Origin of the sequence: Chthonomonas sp. (genome assembly GCF_035294505.1) — a bacterium.
GTDB lineage: Bacteria > Armatimonadota > Chthonomonadetes > Chthonomonadales > Chthonomonadaceae > Chthonomonas.
In genome coordinates this window covers 88331-106228 of sequence record NZ_DATGKU010000038.1, presented here as the reverse complement: position 1 = coordinate 106228, position 17898 = coordinate 88331, and the positions used below count along the sequence as shown (strand labels likewise).

Genomic DNA, 17898 nt, shown 5'->3' with positions numbered 1-17898 from the left:
CTTCTTGCGCTCCTGTACCGACTTGAGAGCTTCCCCTGCCTTCCTTCTCGCCGCTACGACCAACTGGGCAGGCAGGTCAGGGTGCGCTTTCCGAAGGGACTTGTAGGTTGCCCGGTGCAGTCGGGTTCCGTTGCGCTCGTTCTGCTCCCAACCGTAAGTACATACGGCGTTGAAGCAGTCGGTAAACTGCAAGAGCGTTTCCCATAGGGCCGCTTCGGTGGCAGGGTTTCTATACAGCTTCAGACGCAACGTGACTTTCACCACCTTGCCCTTCTTTTGGATAATCTTTGTTTATCGAGAGTATTATACCACAAATACTCTCTACTTACCAGTGAAAGCGGAAAGGAGTGCGAGGAGTTATTGTGACGCCACGATTGCTCTCGACAATCGGGCGAATGCGGATAGCAATTCCTCCCCCGCGTAAACGCAGGGGGTCTCCGTGCTATGTTTTTATGAAAAGATATTTTACCGAAAAGCTGCCCATAAGGCGCAAAAATAAGCCCTATCCGCCCCCTAGCCGCTTTGCTCCACAAGTTAAATTCGCAAGGAGGTTGACGCCTAGCCCTAGAAAAGTCTATAATTGTACGGTGAAAATGGCATAATCTAAGGATGTAGTCCAGAAACGACAGAATCTAACGAACCTCTCGTGGTGCATCCTCCCTAAGGCTCTGCACCGCGATCTGTATAAGCAATACCCATGTGGCGAAAGTCAACCTAGGTAGGTGCTATTTGTGCCCACAAACCCCGCAAAAATACGGGGGCAGAACCTAGTAGGTCGAGAGAGGAGAACTTCAGGCATGGACGGGTTAGAAAGAAGTAACAATCAAAATCCGCTTCCCCCCAAGCCCGAGTATGAGTTCGTTAAGCGTCTTCTCGACGTTACCGTTGGTTTGACCCTGTTGGTTCTGTTGGCTATCCCCCTTCTCTGCATCGCCATCGCCGTCTATGTCTCCTCTCCCGGAGGCGTTTTCTATCGGCAAAAACGTGTTGGACGGCACAACCGCATCTTCGAGCTTTATAAGTTCCGCACGATGTACGCCGGCGCCGATCAGAACGGGCCTCTTTGTACCGCTGCCAACGATTCGCGCATTACCCCTCTCGGTCGCTTCTTACGTCGCACGAAACTCGACGAACTGCCTCAACTCATCAATGTGGTAAAGGGAGATATGAGTTTGGTCGGCCCCCGCCCCCAGGTTCCTCGGTTCGTGGAGAAGTTCCCGCCCGATCAACGCGACCTTGTCTTAGCCGTCCGCCCGGGCATCACCGGCCCCACCCAGCTGATGTTTCGCAACGAGGAAGAGTTGTTGGTGAACGTGGAGGAGCGCGAACAGTTCTATATCGAAGAACTGCTGCCCATCAAGTGTCAGATGGACGTCAACTATGTAACTCAGCGCTCTCTCCTGCACGATGCGAAAGTGCTTTGGGACACCGCGAAGGTGCTCATAGGCGGTTCCCTTGTCGAAGAGCCGTTTCCCTCCCTAGCCATCACGCAACAGCGAATTACCCCAAGGGACGAAACCGGCGACGCCAATCTCATCGGCTGGAAATAGCATCGCGCGTGCCCTTGTCTCTTTCTTGGTCGCCGAATGAAGGATATTTCCATACATATGCCGAAATAGGGTTTTGCCCAATATTCTTTTGCAGGGAGGAGAAACCGAATGAAAATTGGCATTTTTACGGCCCTTTTCCACGATCGCCCCATCGAGCAGGCGCTTGATTATATTGCCGAGGCCGGCATTCAAACGGTGGAGTTCGGTGGTGGTGCCTACCCCGGCTCGCGCCATCTCAATGACCTTGGCGGCGTTCAAACCCTCATTGAAGACGAAGGTGCTCGCAAACGTCTGCTGAAGATGTGCGAAAGCCGCGGTTTAGAGATATCCGCCATCTCCGTGCATGGCAACCCGCTTCACCCCGATAAAGCCATCGCCCAAGACCACCATAATGCTTTTCGCAATGCGGTGTTGCTGGCTGAGAAGCTGGGGGTGGGCGTGGTGAACGGCTTCAGCGGTTGCCCCGCCGGTGGCCCCGACGACAAGAACCCCAACTGGGTAACCTGCGCCTGGCCCGATGAGTATCGCGATATTCTAGACTACCAGTGGAACAAGGTGGCCATCCCCTACTGGAAGGAACAGAATGCCTTCCTAAAGCAACATAACGTAAAGTTCGCCATCGAGGCCCATCCCGGCTTCATCGTCTACAACCCAGAGACCGTGATCAAACTGCGTGAAGCGGCCGGCGAGCAGATAGGCTGCAACTTCGACCCCTCTCACTTCTGGTGGCAAGGCATCGAGCCGCTCAACGCCGTACGCTATCTAGGCCCCAAGGGCGCCATCTTCCATGTTCACGCCAAAGATACGCGCATAGACCCCATCAACTCGGCCATTAACGGCAATCTCGACGTTAAAAGCTACGGCGCCATTGCAGAGCGCAGTTGGGTGTTCCGCTCTGTAGGCTACGGTCATAGCCAACAGTGGTGGAACGATTTCGTTACCACCCTTCGCATGGTGGGTTACGACTATGTGCTCTCCATCGAGCATGAGGATGGCATGATGAGCACCCGGGAAGGGCTTACCAAGGCTCTACAGACCCTGAAGGTTGCTGTGGTTCAGGAAAAGCCGGGGGCGATGTTCTGGGCACGCGAATAGGATAAGGAAAAACGTATGTTTCACCGACATGCCTGCTGCCGGAAACTTGCAATACCCCGAAGCAGGCATGTCGTTCGTGTTTGGCTGCAAAAGATCGGGCTGTTGTTCGTCACCTACCTCTTTAGCCTGTTAACCGGCTGTCGCCTCGATGTGAACCCTCCGGTCGTGCCTAACCTTACCTGGGCTTCCTCCCAGTCCAGCTCCACAGTAGCGGAGAAAGCACCTTTAGAATCGGCGCAGATTCCTCCGGCTGACCTCGAATCGTTGCCGGCAGCCCCCACTCCGTGGCGGCTTGCGCTTGTACTGCCCGCCCAAAGCTCCACCCTCGACCGCGCCGCGCTCACACGTGGGTTTTTAGCCCTATGCCGTGCCTTGAAAGTGACCCCTATAACCAGCCCCAGTTTGTCGGCCGCTTTGGCTTCTCGCCCGAATGCACTTTGCGTTGTTGCCCCCTCCATGCCTTGGAACGCCATCACGGCCCAAGCCCACAAAATAGGGGCGATCTGCGTTTTCTGCGACGCCAACAACGATCGCATTACCTCGGCGGCCGCTCAAGAGCCTCATCAAGCACCATACACCCCAGGCTTCGACGGATTTGTGGGAACCGATGCCCTTTCCGCCGGACGAATGTGCGGCTTGGCCATGATGGACCTTTTGCCCAACGGGGGCAAAGTATTGGCCATCGGCCCCCCTCTGCCTTCAAAGCCGACATCGGGGTCCGCAGAAAATCTTGCGATTTTCCGGGGCGGTGCGCCCTTTCCCTTAATGGAAGGGTTCGTCTCTATCACCACCGGTCAGCTTGATGTGATGACCTCGCCCCAAATCCCAACGGCCACTGCTTCTTTGGCACCATTTCAGGGGTTTACCTGCCTGGATCCCGCACAAATGCCCATGTTGCAGCAAGCTTTAGCGGCCTCCCCTGGACTACGCAACAGGCCGGTTGTAGGCTATGGCGACACCCCCACCATGCGATTCCTTTTTGCAACAGGTCACTGCGAGGGATTAGTCGCTCCGCCTTCGGTGGGCCTAGGTGAAGCCCTCGCCGCCCTCACCGTTGGACTACTGGAGAACCGACTGCCGAAAGGCCGGCAGGTACTTCTCGCCTCCGAAGGTTATCTTAGGCCCCTGCCTTCCATCTCCTCTCTTCCTAATCGGTGACTGCTCACCCCAACGAACAGTTCTGGCGTTGCCAACGATCGGCCGACACGGAATACCTTTGACACTTCCGTATCCAGAAAGCTTCAAGCCGTTCCTGAGAAGAGTGAAACCCGCTTAGGGATAGGTCATTCACATCACGCGCATTTCGGAAGCGAGGGCTTATAGGCTCCTCCACCCAATTTTGCGAAACATCTCTTCTTCATCCGAATCGGAGGGAACTATTGACAGGTTCGTTATAGTCTGATATACTAAAAGTGAGATAGATGCCGAAAATAGAGCGTAGATATTATCGGCATGTCTCCTTAGGGAAACACCGTACGCACTAGGTGCAAACAGCATGATGGTGGCCTATAAAGCGACAATTTTAGACAGTTTCTCTGAGCGTCGGCAAGAACATACCGGTTCTCAAAAACCGCGATATCGTGCCGGGGCGGATCGTCTGCGCTATTTACGCTACCTTAGCCATCACTTGCATCGCCATGCGCCTTAAAATGTGTCAACAAGACCCGCTCCGTAAATCCCGACGGTGCGGGTCTTTTAGTTTTCTATGTGAACGTCTCTATGAACCAAAATACTGCTTAGAAAGGAATTAGGAACACCGAGATGAACCAAGAGGTGCTCGTTCTCAACAGTGACTATGAGCCGTTGAACGTCTGTTCGGTACGGCGCGCCATCGCCCTCGTCTTCTTAGGAAAGGCAGATATTCTGCATACCGAAGAGGGACAAACCATTGTGGGCGCCGAGCGCACCTTCGCGGTTCCCTCGGTGGTGAAACTGCGTCACCATGTGCGTCGCCCCTTGCCCGAGCTGAAACTCACCCGACGTACCATCTTCGCCAGAGACAACTACACCTGCCAATATTGCGGCACGGTAACCAAAGAGCTTACCATAGACCACGTAATACCGCGCCGCGCCGGAGGGCAGGCCACATGGGAAAATTTGGTAACCTGCTGTCGCCGATGCAACATCCGCAAGTCGGATAAGTTGCCGCACCAGGTTGGCATGAGGCTTATTCGCCCACCGCGCAGGCCGCGCTATACGCCCTACATAAGCCTTACAAAGTATATTTTGGGGCGGCAAAACGCTGTGTGGCGTACCTACCTGCCTACCTTTGCCGACTTTCCGGAAAGCTAACACCCGTCGGTAAAAATAGACCCTCCCCGTCTATCGGGGAGGGTTTTTTCATAGAAATGTGCGCGCGGAAGCCATGTCATCTCGACAGCGGGGAAGGGCGCCGGCCTTGAGGGGGAGGGCGTCGGCCTTGAGGGGGAGGGCGTCGGCCTTGAAGTGTGTCGCCTCGAAGCAAAACGAGAGGGAGCTTCGGCTTTTAGGCGTGCGGTCGTTTACTTGCCTCTAGAGCCTGCCTCCCTTCAGAGGCAAGCGACTGGATTTAGTAGGGTGGAAACAGTGGGGCTGCTGCGCGAATGAGATAGTGGGCACAGAGCACGGCGCCACACGCCGCCAAAAAATTCACTACATCGTTGGTCATCCAACGCCATCCGCGAACTTTCGTGTTGGGCTGGCCATCCGCCGAGCGAGGGCGCTCCGTATCTCGCCCCGTGATCGCATCACGATATTGCGCCTGTAGGCTCGCCCCTAGCAAGCTATCAATACCGCACCCCATGAACCCCGCCCACGTCACCAAAACGAACTCCGCCACGTTAAGGTGCCACAACGGCCACGACACCAACGGAATAAATGCTGCCCCTAATACGCCCCCAAGCGTTCCCGGCCAGGAGATCGCGCCTGAAATCCCCGGTGCCACCGGCTGCCAATTGCGCAAAGAACGCGGCTTTACTCCAAAGAAAGTGCCGATCTCCGTAGCCCACGTGTCCGCGTTCACCGCAGCGATGCTGCTAAGAAAAAGCAGTTGGACGGCCTCAAGCCGATAGGCCGGCAGATGATGGCGCGCATAGAAATGAAAATAGAGGGCTATGAGAGTGGGAATGCCTCCGTTTGCAAGCACCTGGGCCGCATCGCGTCGCTCTCCTTTTACCCCCACAGCGACGCTGTGGAGACGTGCTTTCGGCTTGGCCCATTTAGAGAGAAGTGAAGCGCTGAGGAAAAAGGCAAGCAGAGGCCAAATCGCCCGCGCCCCCCCATCGCCGTAGATGATGGTGCCACATAGGGTGGCCGCGATCGCCCCATCCCACGACAGCAGCCGCCACCAGTACGCCAAACCGGCGCAGAGCGCCATCAAGAGAAACGCAACCCACCAGGGTGGTGCAACCAACATCGTATTTAACATAGGGCTTCTCTCTCTTCCCGCTTTGGAGGGCGCGATATAAACGGACTGTCGCCCCACAGAAAACGCCATTGCCGCTCACGTCCCTGCGTGATCCCTACCCGACATGTAGCAATAATGGGTGTGGGTATCCCTTCTGTCTCGCGCTCTTTAGCCAAAAAGAGCGGACTTTGCGGGTTCATCAAGTCTACTCCGTTGAAGGTGGTGTCTATTCCGAAGGCCTCACACAGGCGTGCAGGGCCGCTGCACAGCGCGCGTAGCCACCGTTTTTGCGTAAGCAGCTCCGACAGAACAACGCCTTTCTCGCTTAGACGCCTGCGAAGAGCCATCTGTTCCTGCCCACAAAGCGGCTCGACGGCGCGTATCAACACGGCCTCCCCTATCCCTTCCTCGCCCGTAACTACGTTGAAGCAGTAATGAACGCCGTAGATTCGATACACATAGGCATGCCCTGCCGGCCCAAACATCCAGCGGTTACGACTCGTTAGGCCACGATATGAGTGGCTTGCAGGGTCGTCTTGCGTATAGGCCTCCACCTCACAGATGCGCCCAATGAGCAGGGCTTCTGGCTCTCGCCGAATCAATAACATCCCCAGGAGGCGCCTAGCAACCTCTAAAGTCGGCGTGTGGAATAGCTCTTTCGACACAGGCACCCAGGCCGACACCTTTGCTTCCTTTCGTTATGGCAACTGCCTAGAAGACAAGTGCAAAAAGCCCCTCTTCTGTGCTCATGATACCCAATAGTTGCCTACCGGTGCCTCTTAAAAGGACCTTGCCGTTCCATACGGTGCGGTATCACTCGCCCAACGCCTCACGTACACGCCCGCCGGCAGCTTGAAGGCGCGCCCTTGCAGTGGCAGCATCCATATGGCCAAGAAGCATGACGATGGCCGTTTTACATTCCCAGTCACACGCCTCCAGCGCCTGCTCCGCCTGCTTTCTATCGGTGCCGGCGGCCTCAACAACGATGCGAATAGCCCGATCGCGTAGCTTCGTATTGGTGGCCCTAAGGTCTACCATGAGGTTCTGATAGACTTTGCCCATGCGCACCATAGCACCGGTGGTGATGAGGTTGAGAATCATCTTCTGCGCCGTGCCGGCCTTCAGGCGCGTGGAGCCGGTAAGCGCTTCGGGGCCGGTGATGGCCGCCAAGGTGAAGTGGGCATAGCGGCTCATGGTGGCCTCGCGCACGTTCACAACGGCGGCGGTAACGGCTCCGCTTGCCTGGGCTGCTTCGAGCGCACCGAGAACAAAGGGGGTGCGGCCGCTGGCGGCAATGCCCACCACCACATCCTTCGGCCCTACACCACGTGCACGTATTTCGGCGGCCCCCGCCTCCCTATCGTCCTCCGCTCCTTCAACCGGTGTGGTAAGGGCTTTTGGGCCGCCGGCAATAATGCCTTGAACCATCTCCGGCGGCACTCCAAAGGTGGGATGGCACTCGCTGGCATCGAGCACGCCCAGCCTTCCACTCGTGCCGGCACCCACATAGAACAGCCGTCCCCCGTTTGCAAGACGCTGGGCGACGATCTCCACCAGTTGGGCGATGTGCGGTAGCAGCGGCTCAACCGCCTCGGCCACTTTGTAGTTTTCGCGATGCAAAACCTCCACAAGGGCAAGAGGCTCAAGCCTATCGAGGTCAAAGGTGGCGGGGTTTCGGGCTTCGGTTTCAAGTTTTGCCAGTTCCGACATGCGCCTAAAACTCCCTGCCTTCGTTACACCACGCCACGTCGCAACTCATCAAGCGGGTAGAGTGTGCCGCGCCAAACCACGCCATTTTGGCGGTAAGTCCACCAGGTGGAGCGTAGGATGACGTAGACCAGCAAAAGCGCTGCCAGGGGATAGCCAAGTCCGTATTCGGGCCCGGCACCGGAAACGGCGCTGGTGGTTCGCGCCCCCAGCATCATCGCGATGAGGCTGCCCAGTCCAAGCAGATGGGTGAGATGGCCTGGCAGCATCAGCGCCAGAAGCGGATAGAGCGCAATGTAGATAAGAAGCAGACTAGAGCCGAAGGTGAGTGGCAAATTGAAATCGAAGCCGGCAAAGGCGTTTTTCGTAAGCCCATCCACAATACCGCGCAGCCCAACCACCCAGCGCACGGAGATGAGATCGCTGCCTTGCATGAGGGCGCTTCGGAAGCCGTAGGCGCGAATCATTTTACCGAGCTTCACATCGTCAATAACCTCCATGGCAAGGGCCTTATGGCCACCAAAGCGGCGATAGGCCTCCGCTCGCACTAAATTAAAAGCTCCCAACCCCACATAGGCGCTGCTACGTGCATCGGCTAACGCCCAAGGGCGTGTGCGAAAACTGAACATGAGGCTAAAATAGCTTACAAAAAGCCGCTCCCAGAAGTCATGTGTTTCACATCGTGGGGCCAAAACGAGGTGGTCAATCTGGCGGCGGCGGGCGTAGGCCACCGCTTTACGAAGCGTTTGAGGGGCATACACAACATCGGCATCGGTAAAGAGCAGCCACTCTCCTTTCGCTTGGGCGCTGGCCACATGAAGGGCATGGTTTTTGCCAAGCCATCCCATCGGCAAACGATCCACATGGAACACACGCAGCCGAGGGTCCTCCTTGGCCAGCTGTTCCAGGATAAAGCCGGTGGCATCGGTAGAGCGGTCGTTCACCGCCACGATCTCGAAACAAGGATAGTCTAAAGCCAGCAGGCTTCGCATGGCGCGCTCGATGGTGGCCTCCTCGTTGCAGGCGGGGACGAGGATAGAGAGCGTGGGGAGATGCTCCATCTCCTCTTTGGTAAAAAAAATGGAGGAGAGTTGGCGATAGAACTTTCGGCCCCAAACCAGCAGCCCCAAGGCCACCGCCCATATCACGAGAGCACCGAGCGAGAACGCTAGATGAATGAGGCGCCATGGAAGCAAGCGAAGTAGCAGAAACAGATGATGTATAAAAAGGAACCCGTGTCGCATAAAGTCTATTCTTTTGTTCGATTGGTCTCTGCCTCAAGGCGCAGATACTGTTGTTGTGAGGCCCGCTCTTCATCCTGCTGATGGGCACTGCGTTGGTGTGCTATCTCCATATGGTACGGCTCGATGTGGATATTGATGTGGATCGAGGGCAGGGCGGCCCGAATGCGGTCCTCCAGCTCTTCCGTAAGCGCGTGTGCCTCCACCAGGCTACATTCATCCTCTATCTGCACATGCACATCAGCGTCGCGTCGGGAGCCCATCTTTCGCGTACGAAGCTTATGATACCCTAGGACGCGTGAGTCTGCCTCTAGAATGCGGCGAATAGCCGCCTCTTCCTGTTCTGGCAAGCGGGTATCCATAAGCAGTTGAAAGGCCTCCCACCAGAGTTTGAAGGCGGTAAGGACGATCCAACTTACGATGGCCAACCCCAAGAGAGAGTCAAGCCGATACCAGCCGGTAAGACGCACCAGCACGAGACCCACGAGGACGGCTGCGGAGGCAAGAGCGTCCGAAAACAGATGAAGGGCATCGGCGGCCAGCACGGGCGAATCGGTTTTTTGGGCCGTACGTTTGAGGTAGGCCGACGCCCCAAAATCGGAGAGGGTTGAAAGAACCATCACGGCTAAGGCGTCGGTCGTTGCCGGATGGAGGGTCGCCGGGTGAAGGAGGTGTTGCCAAGCTTCGCGCCCTACCCAAAACGCCCCCAAAAGAATAAGGCCTCCCTCGAAGAGGCTGGCGAGACTTTCTAGTTTTCCATGCCCATAGGGATGCTCTTTATCGGGCGGACGGTCGGAGGTGGCCACAGAAAAAAGGGCGATGCAGCCGGCCAGCAGATCGGTGCCGGAATGCAGCGATTCGGAGAGGACACCCACAGAACCGCTCTGTAGCCCCACAAAAAGCTTTAGCACGGTGAGAATTCCGCTTGTGAGCACCGAAAGCAGGGCCGCCTTCAGCTTGTGCCGCGTCGTTTCCGACATAATCTACGCTCCCTATCGCCTCCGCATCCCCAACAGTTGCCTACTTCTTTCTTACGCCAACGGCTGCCCTAAAAGTGCGCCAGGAGATTATACCTACTCATCGCTACGCGCTCTACCTTTTGTCTACCGTTCACTTTTGTCTACCGTTCAAGTAAAGGCTGTCGCTCTTTATCCGCCTTCGGCAATCTCTTTATCGAGGCGCTCGTAATCCGCATAGCGCAGCAACTCATAAAGCTCTTTGCGGGTCTGCATTCGGTCGAGCAGGCCTTGTTGTGTACCGGTCTCCTTCAACGTATGCAACGCCTCGCGAGCCGCGTGCATCATCACGCGAAAGGCCGTCATGGGGAAGATCACCATCGCATAGCCCATCTCGGCAAACTCCTGTGCGCGCAGATAGGGCGTTTTGCCGAACTCCGTCATGTTGGCCATGAGGGGAGCTGAAACCGCCTTAGCAAACGCTTCGAACTCCTCTCGGCTCTCCAACGATTCGGGGAAGATGGCATCGGCTCCCGCATCCAGATAGCGTTGTGCCCGCGCGATGGCATCCTCAAGGCCGTTTATGGAGCGGGCATCGGTGCGGGCAATAAGGAAAAAGTTGGGGTCGGAGCGCGCACGAACGGCCGCGCGAATCTTTTTCACCATCTCTTCCGCCGGAATCACCTGTTTTCCATCGAGATGGCCGCACCGCTTCGGCGCCACCTGGTCTTCCAAGTGCAGCCCGGCCAAACCGGCCTGCTCGAACTCCTCTACCGTACGGACGACATTCAGCGTCTCACCGTAGCCCGTATCCGCGTCGGCCACAACGGGCAGCCTTACCGCACGGGCCACATAGCGCGCTTGTTGTGCCATCTCCGTGAGGGTGATGAGAGCGATGTCGGGCATGCCGAGAAGGCTGTTGGTTACCCCGGCCCCGCTGAGGTAAAGCGCCTCAAAGCCGACCTGCTCGGCCAGCAACGCCGTAATTGCATTGAAAACACCGGGCAAAACCAGCAGACCCTGCTTTAGTCGCGCACGTAGCCGCGCACCAGGCGAGAGCGTCATAGGTTCTCAACCGTCAATAGGGCCAGAAGGCCGCTGAGATCGGTCTCGTTTTCGAGATTCCAACATCGTTTCAGCACCATCTCGATACGCTCCTCTGAAAGAATGGGAGAGGCCAAGTGTCGGAACTTCGCCTCGACCTCCTCGTCCGTTAAGGGATTACGCGCATGCCCTTTGGGGAAAGTCACCTCCTCTTCCAGCACACGCCCATCCCGCAGCCGAACCCGCAATCGGTTCGGAATGCCCTCCGGATAGCGGGCATCGAGGGCGGAATCCACCTCGACACTGATCTTTTGGGTCAGTTCGTGCAGCACAGGATCATTGAGATGGGCTGCATCGAACGAGTCGAGCGTTACGCGGCCTTCCTTTAAGGCCACGGCCACACAGTAGGGCAAGCTGTGGTCGGCGGTTTCGCGAGTGGTAGGGTGCCACTTTGCCGGCTCACTGCCGATGATCTCGGCGGCGGCCCGAAAGGTGGAGATGGTGATGTTTTCGATGGCTTCCATCGAGCCGATCTGCGGTCGCAACGCCAGGGCGGCATCTATGGCGCTCTGCGCGTGGTATTCTGCAGGGTAGAACTTGATGCAGGCCTCTTGAATTTTGAAGGGAGGGGCGGGCGGATCGGGCAACGGCAGGGTAAAAGGCCCGGATATCTGCTTCCAAAACCCCATCTCACCTTCAAAGATGTCGGAGGGGCCGGTCATGCCATGGCGTGCCAACAAGGCAGCAAAAACCCCATTGCGGCTTACGTTGGCAAAGGCACACCCCTTCCAGTGCGAGAGGGTTCCTACACGGGTTTGGCGCAGCGCATTATGAGAGACGGCGGCGATGGCCTGCGCATGGGTCAATTGTTCCTGATCGAGATGCAGAAGCTTCCCGGCGGCCAAACTCGTTGAGAACGAGCCGTAGGTCACATGGTCCCAGCCGCGTGCCCGAATAGAGGCAGCGTCGCACAGACGGCATTGAATTTCGTAGGCCAAAACGGTGGCGACTATCAGCTCCTTGCCGGTGCGCCCCATCGGTTCGGCGATGGCAAGCACGGCGGCGAAGTTATCGCTGGGGTGCGCCGGCTCTTTAGAGAGATAGGTATCGTTGTAGTCTAGGTAACGAAAGGCGACCCCGTTGGCAAAGGCGGCCATCTCCGGCGAACTGCTGAGGCCGGCACCGATTACGGTGGCCGGCAAGGCGCAGCTGACGGTGCCTGCCACCGATCGCGCAATGGAGGCCGGTTCGCTGTCGTAGGCGCCCAGAGCGCAACCCAACGTATCTATGAGATGGCGCTTCACCGCATGAACCGTCTCCGGCGGCAAAAGTTCGTAGGTCAATTGGTCGGTATAGCGGCTAAGCTTTTGAGCAAGGTTCATAGCACAATCTCCTCAACGGCCTCGACGTTGCGGGCGATGGTTTGTAGGAACAGCGCGGCATCCATCCCTTGAACAACGCGATGGTCAAAGGTAAGTGAGATATTGGCCACCTGTTTTCCTTCCAGCGTGTAGGCCGAGCCGATGAACAGCACCCCAACCGCCGGGGCCACCAAAACGGGCGTGGCATCGAGAATATCGTAAGGGCCTAGGTAGCTTAGGAGAAACTGCGTTGTCTCGGCAGCCTGGTCTTCTCCACCGCGCGCCCTTTCGATGCGCTCCTGGGCCACTCGTAGGAAGTCGGTGAAAGAGAGGGTATCCGCGTTGGGCACCACTGCCGTCACCAGTTCGCCCTCCGGTAAGGCCACCGCAATACCGAGATTGACGTGCCGGTACTCACGCACGGTGGCCTCGCCGACGAGGGTGGAGCGGAACCGTGGATGCTCTTTGAGTGCCTGGGCAACGCAGTAGGCAAACGTTTGAAAGGCGGTAGGCTTCAGCGCCTTCTCGGCAGGGTCGTCGCTCAGCTCCTCTTCCGCCCGCAGGCGGTCTACGAAACGTCGAATGCGCCCCCACTCCACAATGCGCCTCGCCGAAGCGGGCACCACCGTCTGTTGGCTACGCAGCAGGCGGTGAATGAAGGTGCGTTGGCGCACGCTAAGCGGGCGATCGGCGTAGTCGCCTTCTGTAGAGATATTGTGCGCTGGAGCCGACGGCTGCAACCGCTTTGCTTGCAGGTAGGCATCCACATGCTCCGGCAACAGCTTGCCGGTGGGTGTGGGGATACGGCGCATCTCCTCTTCAGAGATGCCATGCTCTTTGCAATAGGCGCGCGTGCGAGGTGGAATCGTTACGGAGGGCAATTGTTGTTTTTCAAGGCCGACGCCCTCCCCCTCAAGGCCGACGCCCTCCCCCTCAACGTCTACAGAGAGCTTAGCTGGCAGCGAGGATGTTGCCATCGTAGCGAGCACCTCGATGCGGGCAATAGGAGCACCGATAGGCAGCACGGCCCCCTCTTCCGCCAGCCACTCGCGCAACACGCCATCGTAGGGCGACTCCACTTCGAGGGAGGCTTTATCGGTCTCCATCGTATAAAAAGGCTCGTCTCGCTTCACAACATCGCCCGGCTGCTTATGCAACTTAACGATAACAACCTCTTGCAATCCCTCACCCATCTGAGGGATATACACCTCTTCTATCGGCATCTTTCTCCAAAGGCTCCTTTACCGGCTAGCAAGGCCTCACTGCGTGAGACCCAAAGAGTCTTACCTTCTTTACGGCGGCTTCGCAACCTCTTTCTAACAATTTAGCACCTTAGGCCTTGATTTTCCTCTTTTTTTGGCGCCGAGCGCATTGTAACTATAGAGGTCACTCGATGACCTCATCCACATAGCCTACTTTAAGGAGGAGATTAGGATGAAACGTTTTCAAGTTTTTAAGAGACTAAGAACGGCCATTGGCGTTACCAGCTTCCTCTTTATCGCTGCCGTATCTTTGGCAAACCCTCCTTCGGAGAACCCAACAACCGCACCGGGAACTCCCATCCCAATTACCGGCGACACCGACGTCAAACCGGTTCAAGTGGAAAAAATCGCGGTATTGCCGTGGACGTTTCAGTGGGGCACCAAAACCTCCCATGAGACAGCCCAAAACTTTCTTCACAAGCTGCTGGATAAAATGGGTATCGAGGAGATACCGGAGGCGCGTGTCACGGCAGCTTGGCTACAGGTAAATGCAGAGGAGTACGATCCGAAGTTTGACTTTATCCCCTCTCCGGCCTCCATGCTTCGTGTAGGCATGGCCTTAGGTGCGGACTGGGTAATGGTACCTATGGCCTCTTGGCATTCACGAAGCATTTGGGTGGGTTTGGGGCCGAAAACCAAGTCCACCTGTACGGTGAGCTTCCGTATTGTAGATGTGAAAAATCGTGTGGTTGCCTTGGACGTTCACGACCTGGCCATGGATGATACGGCAAAAGAGGACGTGCTGAAGGCACTCGGGACGTTGTTTATCAGCTCGCTCTTCACGGTGGTGAGCGGTGGCCCCAAAACGCCGCACGAGCAGCGTGCCGTAGAACTGGCCATTGCGAAAGCGCTTGAACCGTGGATAGTACAACACCGACAAATAGAAAAAATCGATCCTAACGCCAAATAAGACGGGCGCCGGCATCTGTGTTGGAGAAGATAAGCTTTCTTCTGCAGCAAGATGCTATCGTGTGATGAATAAGCAGAAGCAGGCCTATAGCCTGACTTTCTTTTTTCTTCTTGAACAGCCATTTCCCGGGGAATGGAGAGCTTCGCCGCAATCGGCTTCCTAGATACTTTTAAAAGTAAATAGACCGATTTGGTTGCGCTTCGACCGCTCTTGAGGGTATCCTAATTAGAGTGAAGGTTTCTATTTCGGGATGAAGAGGAGAGAGCGACTATCGTGAAGAAGACATTGTTCCTTAGCCCACCCTCTTTTGAGGGGTTCGATGGTGGTGCCGGATCGCGATACCAGGCCAAACGCGAGATCACCTCGTTTTGGTACCCAACCTGGCTAGCCCAACCGGCCGCCCTTGTTCCCGGCAGCAAGCTCATAGATGCTCCCCCACACGGCATCACCGTGGAGGATGTGTTGAAGATCGCTAAGGACTATGAACTCGTTATCATGCACACCAGCACGCCCTCCCTACCCAACGATGTGGAATGCGCCCGCCGCATGAAAGAGCAGAACCCCGACCTCAAAGTCGGCTTTATCGGCGCCCATGTGGCCGTGCTGCCAGAACAGACCCTCCGCGAAAACCCCGTGATTGATTTCGTATGTCGGCATGAGTTCGACTATACCTGCCTCGAACTCGCGCAGGGTAAACCCTGGGAGGAGATAAAAGGGCTGTCTTGGCGCGAGCCGGACGGCACGCTTCGACGCACGCCCGATCGCGAGCTAATAGAGGATTGGGATAAGATGCCCTCCGTCTTCCCCGTCTACGCAGAAAACCTCGACATCACCAAATACTTTATCGGTTACCTCCTCCATCCCTATATCTCATTCTATACCGGCCGCGGCTGCCCCGCAAAATGCACCTTCTGCCTTTGGCCTCAAACCATTGGGGGCCACAAATACCGTGCGAAAAGCCCGGAGGTTGTGGGGCGTGAGATGGAGATGGCCAAAGCCATTTGGGGCAGCAAGGTGCGCGAATACATGTTCGACGACGACACCTTTACCATAGACCGCGCCCGTGCCGTGGAGATCAGCAAGCACATGAAGCGGCTTAAGCTAACATGGAGTTGCAATGCCCGCGCCCATGTGGACTACGATACCCTCAAACAGCTTCGGGATAACGGGTTGCGCCTGCTGCTGGTGGGTTTTGAAAGCGGTAACCAACAGATTCTCAATCGCATTAAAAAGGGCATCAAGCTGGAGATGGCCCGCGAATTTATGAAGAACTGCAAAAAGTTGGGCATTAAGGTGCACGGCACCTTCATTATCGGGCTGCCCATCGAGACCAAAGAGACCGTGGAGGAGACCATTCGTTTCGCCAAAGAGCTTGATCCACACACCATTCAGGTCTCTATTGCCGCGCCCTACCCGGGCACCGAGCTTTACGACCAGGCCATCGCCAACGGCTGGATCGCACGGGATAGCCTGGTGGCCGGCTCCGGCATCCAGGTGGCCACCCTTCAGTATGAGACCATGTCCGCCGCCGAGATCGAGGATGCCGTGGAGCGCATGTATCGCCAGTTCTACTTCCGCCCCGGCCCTATCGCACGTATCGTGGCCGAGATGCTTACCGATCGGCAGATGTTTGTGCGTCGCCTCCGGGAGGGGCGCGAGTTCTTCAACTATCTAAAAGAGCGCAAGGAACAGGTGCGGCAGCGCGAGCGTGAAACGAAGTCCACACCCTCCGCCTCTCAGGCCTAAATGCCGCCCACCGAGGGCTGTTGGTGCAACGTTTTCTCGTTCTTAATGCCGACGATTTCGGCCTAAGCCCCCGTGTGAACGCCGCTGTGCTGCGCGCCCACACGCAGGGGGTTCTTACCAGTGCCAGCCTCATGGTGGCCGAGCCGGGTTTCCATGAGGCGGTTCAAATAGCCCAAAACCACCCCACGTTGGGCGTAGGGTTGCATGTGGTGGTCTCTTGCGATCACGCGTTGCTGCCCCCCAAGTCTATCCCGCATCTCGTTAACTCGAACGGACGTTTCGGAGCTGACCCTTTTCGCGTCGGTCTGCGATACGCCCTCTCGAAAGCTGCCCAGAAGGAGCTTTACAGGGAAATGGAGGCGCAGTTCGCCCGCTTCGCCGACACCGGGCTGCCTTGGTCCCATGCGGATGGTCACCAGCATATGCACCTCCACCCTGCCGTTCTTACCTCTTTTCTCTCCCTGTGTCGCGCTCACGGTGTCTACCGCATTCGCCTCCCCTTCGAGGAGTTCCTCACCCATTGGTGCAGCGGTGGTGACCGATTGAATCTCAACATCGGAGCGGCTCTCTTTCTCAGGCTCTTGCGGCGCCGTGCCCTCCGCATTCTTCATTCCGTTTTTGCCGATAATGATCGTCAGCCGTCCTTCTTCTACTGCGATCGCGTCTACGGCCAACTGCAAAGCGGCAATATGCATCTCGACTATGTGGTGAGGCTGTTGCAACGATTAGGCGGTGCCACCAACGAAATCTACTTTCATCCGGGCACCCACTACGCCAAAAAGCTGCCCAAGGGGTTGCAATCACCTGCTGTGGAGGATGTGGAGCTGCACGCACTGCTGCACCCCGGCGTGCGCGAGCAGATCACAACGTTGGGCCTCCAAACCGGCACCTATATCGAGGCCGAGCGGTTTGCTACCCAAAACGCCATCGCCAACATAACGATAAAAAGCTGAACAATCCGGCACCCCTCACGTCTAAAGCTATAGAAACAACGCACAGGAATTGGAAACGGGAGTGAACCGGCAATGACGGCAGCGGGGAGTGTTATGCACGCAGATACGGCGCTGGTACAGCGCGCAAAGGCCAACGACCGGGCCGCCTTCAACGAGATCGTCTTGCGCTATAAGGATAAGGTCTACAACTACATCTATCGCATGGTGCGTAATGCAACAGATGCGGAAGACCTTACTCAGGAGACCTTTGTGCGCGCCTATCTGAGTCTGCACTCCTTCCAGAGCCGTGCCAGCCTCAACACCTGGCTTTTTCGCATTGCCACCAATCTCTGCATCGATCATAGCCGTCGCGCGAAACGCACTCAGGGATTGGTTACCTCGCTTTCGCCGGACAACGAAGAGGAAGAAGAGGGCCTTCAACGTGACATTCCCGATGCCACCTTCGACCCGCAACGGCTTTTGCTTAACAAAGAGCTAGGCGAAAAGCTGGAGAAAGCCCTGCAAGAGCTGCCCGAAAAGCTGCGCATGGTGGTGCTGCTCTACGATGTGGAAGGGCTTTCCTATGAAGAGATCGCCGCCATTGCCGGCTGTCCGTTGGGCACGGTAAAGTCTCGTCTTTTCAACGCCCGTGCGGTGCTTCGGCGAAAGCTAGAGCCTTATTTGAACGTAATGCTATAGGTTGGGTAAG

The 17898-nt window shown here is 56.7% G+C and carries 17 protein-coding genes and 1 pseudogene; 9 read left to right on the top strand and 9 right to left on the bottom strand.

What is annotated here, in order from left to right:
• A pseudogene (locus tag VKV18_RS01820) lies at positions 1-261 on the bottom strand (RNA-guided endonuclease TnpB family protein); the annotation flags it as partial.
• A 536-nt stretch (positions 262-797) separates the two neighbouring features.
• Here VKV18_RS01820 and VKV18_RS01815 point away from each other — a divergent pair.
• From VKV18_RS01815 to VKV18_RS01795, 5 genes are all read left to right on the top strand, one after another.
• The gene (locus VKV18_RS01815) at positions 798-1550 is read left to right on the top strand and encodes a sugar transferase (protein ID WP_324202518.1); all 753 of its coding nucleotides are present in this window, start codon (positions 798-800) and stop codon (positions 1548-1550) included.
• A gap of 108 nt (positions 1551-1658) precedes the next feature.
• A complete protein-coding gene (locus VKV18_RS01810) occupies positions 1659-2645 on the top strand; it encodes a sugar phosphate isomerase/epimerase (protein ID WP_324202517.1) in 987 nt (328 codons plus the stop codon).
• A 15-nt stretch (positions 2646-2660) separates the two neighbouring features.
• Entirely contained in the window at positions 2661-3803 is a 1143-nt protein-coding gene (locus tag VKV18_RS01805) for a hypothetical protein (RefSeq protein WP_324202516.1), read from the top strand.
• 337 nt (positions 3804-4140) lie between these two features.
• The gene (locus tag VKV18_RS01800) at positions 4141-4293 is read left to right on the top strand and encodes a hypothetical protein (protein ID WP_324202515.1); all 153 of its coding nucleotides are present in this window, start codon (positions 4141-4143) and stop codon (positions 4291-4293) included.
• A 113-nt stretch (positions 4294-4406) separates the two neighbouring features.
• Complete coding sequence (locus tag VKV18_RS01795) at positions 4407-4937, top strand: HNH endonuclease (RefSeq protein ID WP_324202514.1); 531 nt, start codon at positions 4407-4409, stop codon at positions 4935-4937.
• A 256-nt stretch (positions 4938-5193) separates the two neighbouring features.
• Here the strand turns inward: VKV18_RS01795 and VKV18_RS01790 are convergent, their stop codons facing one another.
• The 8 genes from VKV18_RS01790 to VKV18_RS01755 all read right to left on the bottom strand — a co-directional run bounded on the left by VKV18_RS01790 (position 5194) and on the right by VKV18_RS01755 (position 13562).
• The gene (locus VKV18_RS01790) at positions 5194-6051 is read right to left on the bottom strand and encodes a DUF92 domain-containing protein (protein ID WP_324202513.1); all 858 of its coding nucleotides are present in this window, start codon (positions 6049-6051) and stop codon (positions 5194-5196) included.
• On the bottom strand, positions 6045-6713 hold the full coding sequence (locus VKV18_RS01785) for a DNA-3-methyladenine glycosylase (RefSeq protein ID WP_324202512.1): 669 nt from the start codon (positions 6711-6713) through the stop codon (positions 6045-6047). Before VKV18_RS01785 ends, VKV18_RS01790 begins: the two co-directional genes overlap by 7 nt.
• A 130-nt stretch (positions 6714-6843) precedes the next feature.
• Positions 6844-7740 (bottom strand): N-acetylmuramic acid 6-phosphate etherase, encoded by an 897-nt coding sequence (gene murQ, locus VKV18_RS01780; protein WP_324202511.1) that lies wholly within the window; start codon positions 7738-7740, stop codon positions 6844-6846.
• 23 nt (positions 7741-7763) lie between these two features.
• Positions 7764-8981 carry a glycosyltransferase gene (locus VKV18_RS01775; protein ID WP_324202510.1) on the bottom strand — a complete coding sequence of 406 codons (1218 nt, stop codon included), beginning with the start codon at positions 8979-8981 and terminating at the stop codon, positions 7764-7766.
• 5 nt (positions 8982-8986) lie between these two features.
• On the bottom strand, positions 8987-9958 hold the full coding sequence (locus tag VKV18_RS01770) for a cation diffusion facilitator family transporter (protein WP_324202509.1): 972 nt from the start codon (positions 9956-9958) through the stop codon (positions 8987-8989).
• 168 nt (positions 9959-10126) lie between these two features.
• Positions 10127-10999, bottom strand: a complete 873-nt coding sequence (gene prpB, locus VKV18_RS01765) for a methylisocitrate lyase (protein WP_324202508.1) — start codon at positions 10997-10999, stop codon at positions 10127-10129.
• Positions 10996-12360 (bottom strand): MmgE/PrpD family protein, encoded by a 1365-nt coding sequence (locus VKV18_RS01760; protein WP_324202507.1) that lies wholly within the window; start codon positions 12358-12360, stop codon positions 10996-10998. The genes prpB and VKV18_RS01760 overlap by 4 nt, the downstream gene beginning before the upstream one ends.
• Positions 12357-13562: a dihydrolipoamide acetyltransferase family protein gene (locus VKV18_RS01755; RefSeq protein WP_324202506.1), complete on the bottom strand. Its 1206-nt coding sequence runs from the start codon at positions 13560-13562 to the stop codon at positions 12357-12359. Before VKV18_RS01755 ends, VKV18_RS01760 begins: the two co-directional genes overlap by 4 nt.
• Before the next feature lie 211 nt (positions 13563-13773).
• On the opposite strand from VKV18_RS01755, the gene VKV18_RS01750 reads away from it, so the two are divergent.
• The 4 genes from VKV18_RS01750 (at position 13774) to VKV18_RS01735 (ending at position 17888) form a co-directional block, all read left to right on the top strand.
• On the top strand, positions 13774-14511 hold the full coding sequence (locus VKV18_RS01750) for a hypothetical protein (protein ID WP_324202505.1): 738 nt from the start codon (positions 13774-13776) through the stop codon (positions 14509-14511).
• Between the two features lie 273 nt (positions 14512-14784).
• The gene (gene hpnJ, locus VKV18_RS01745) at positions 14785-16257 is read left to right on the top strand and encodes a hopanoid biosynthesis associated radical SAM protein HpnJ (RefSeq protein WP_324202504.1); all 1473 of its coding nucleotides are present in this window, start codon (positions 14785-14787) and stop codon (positions 16255-16257) included.
• A gap of 23 nt (positions 16258-16280) precedes the next feature.
• Positions 16281-17210, top strand: coding sequence for a hopanoid biosynthesis-associated protein HpnK (gene hpnK, locus VKV18_RS01740; protein WP_324202503.1), 930 nt, complete (start codon positions 16281-16283; stop codon positions 17208-17210).
• Positions 17211-17303: 93 nt separating this feature from the next.
• Positions 17304-17888, top strand: coding sequence for a sigma-70 family RNA polymerase sigma factor (locus tag VKV18_RS01735; protein ID WP_324202502.1), 585 nt, complete (start codon positions 17304-17306; stop codon positions 17886-17888).
• The last annotated feature ends 10 nt before the right edge of the window (positions 17889-17898 follow it).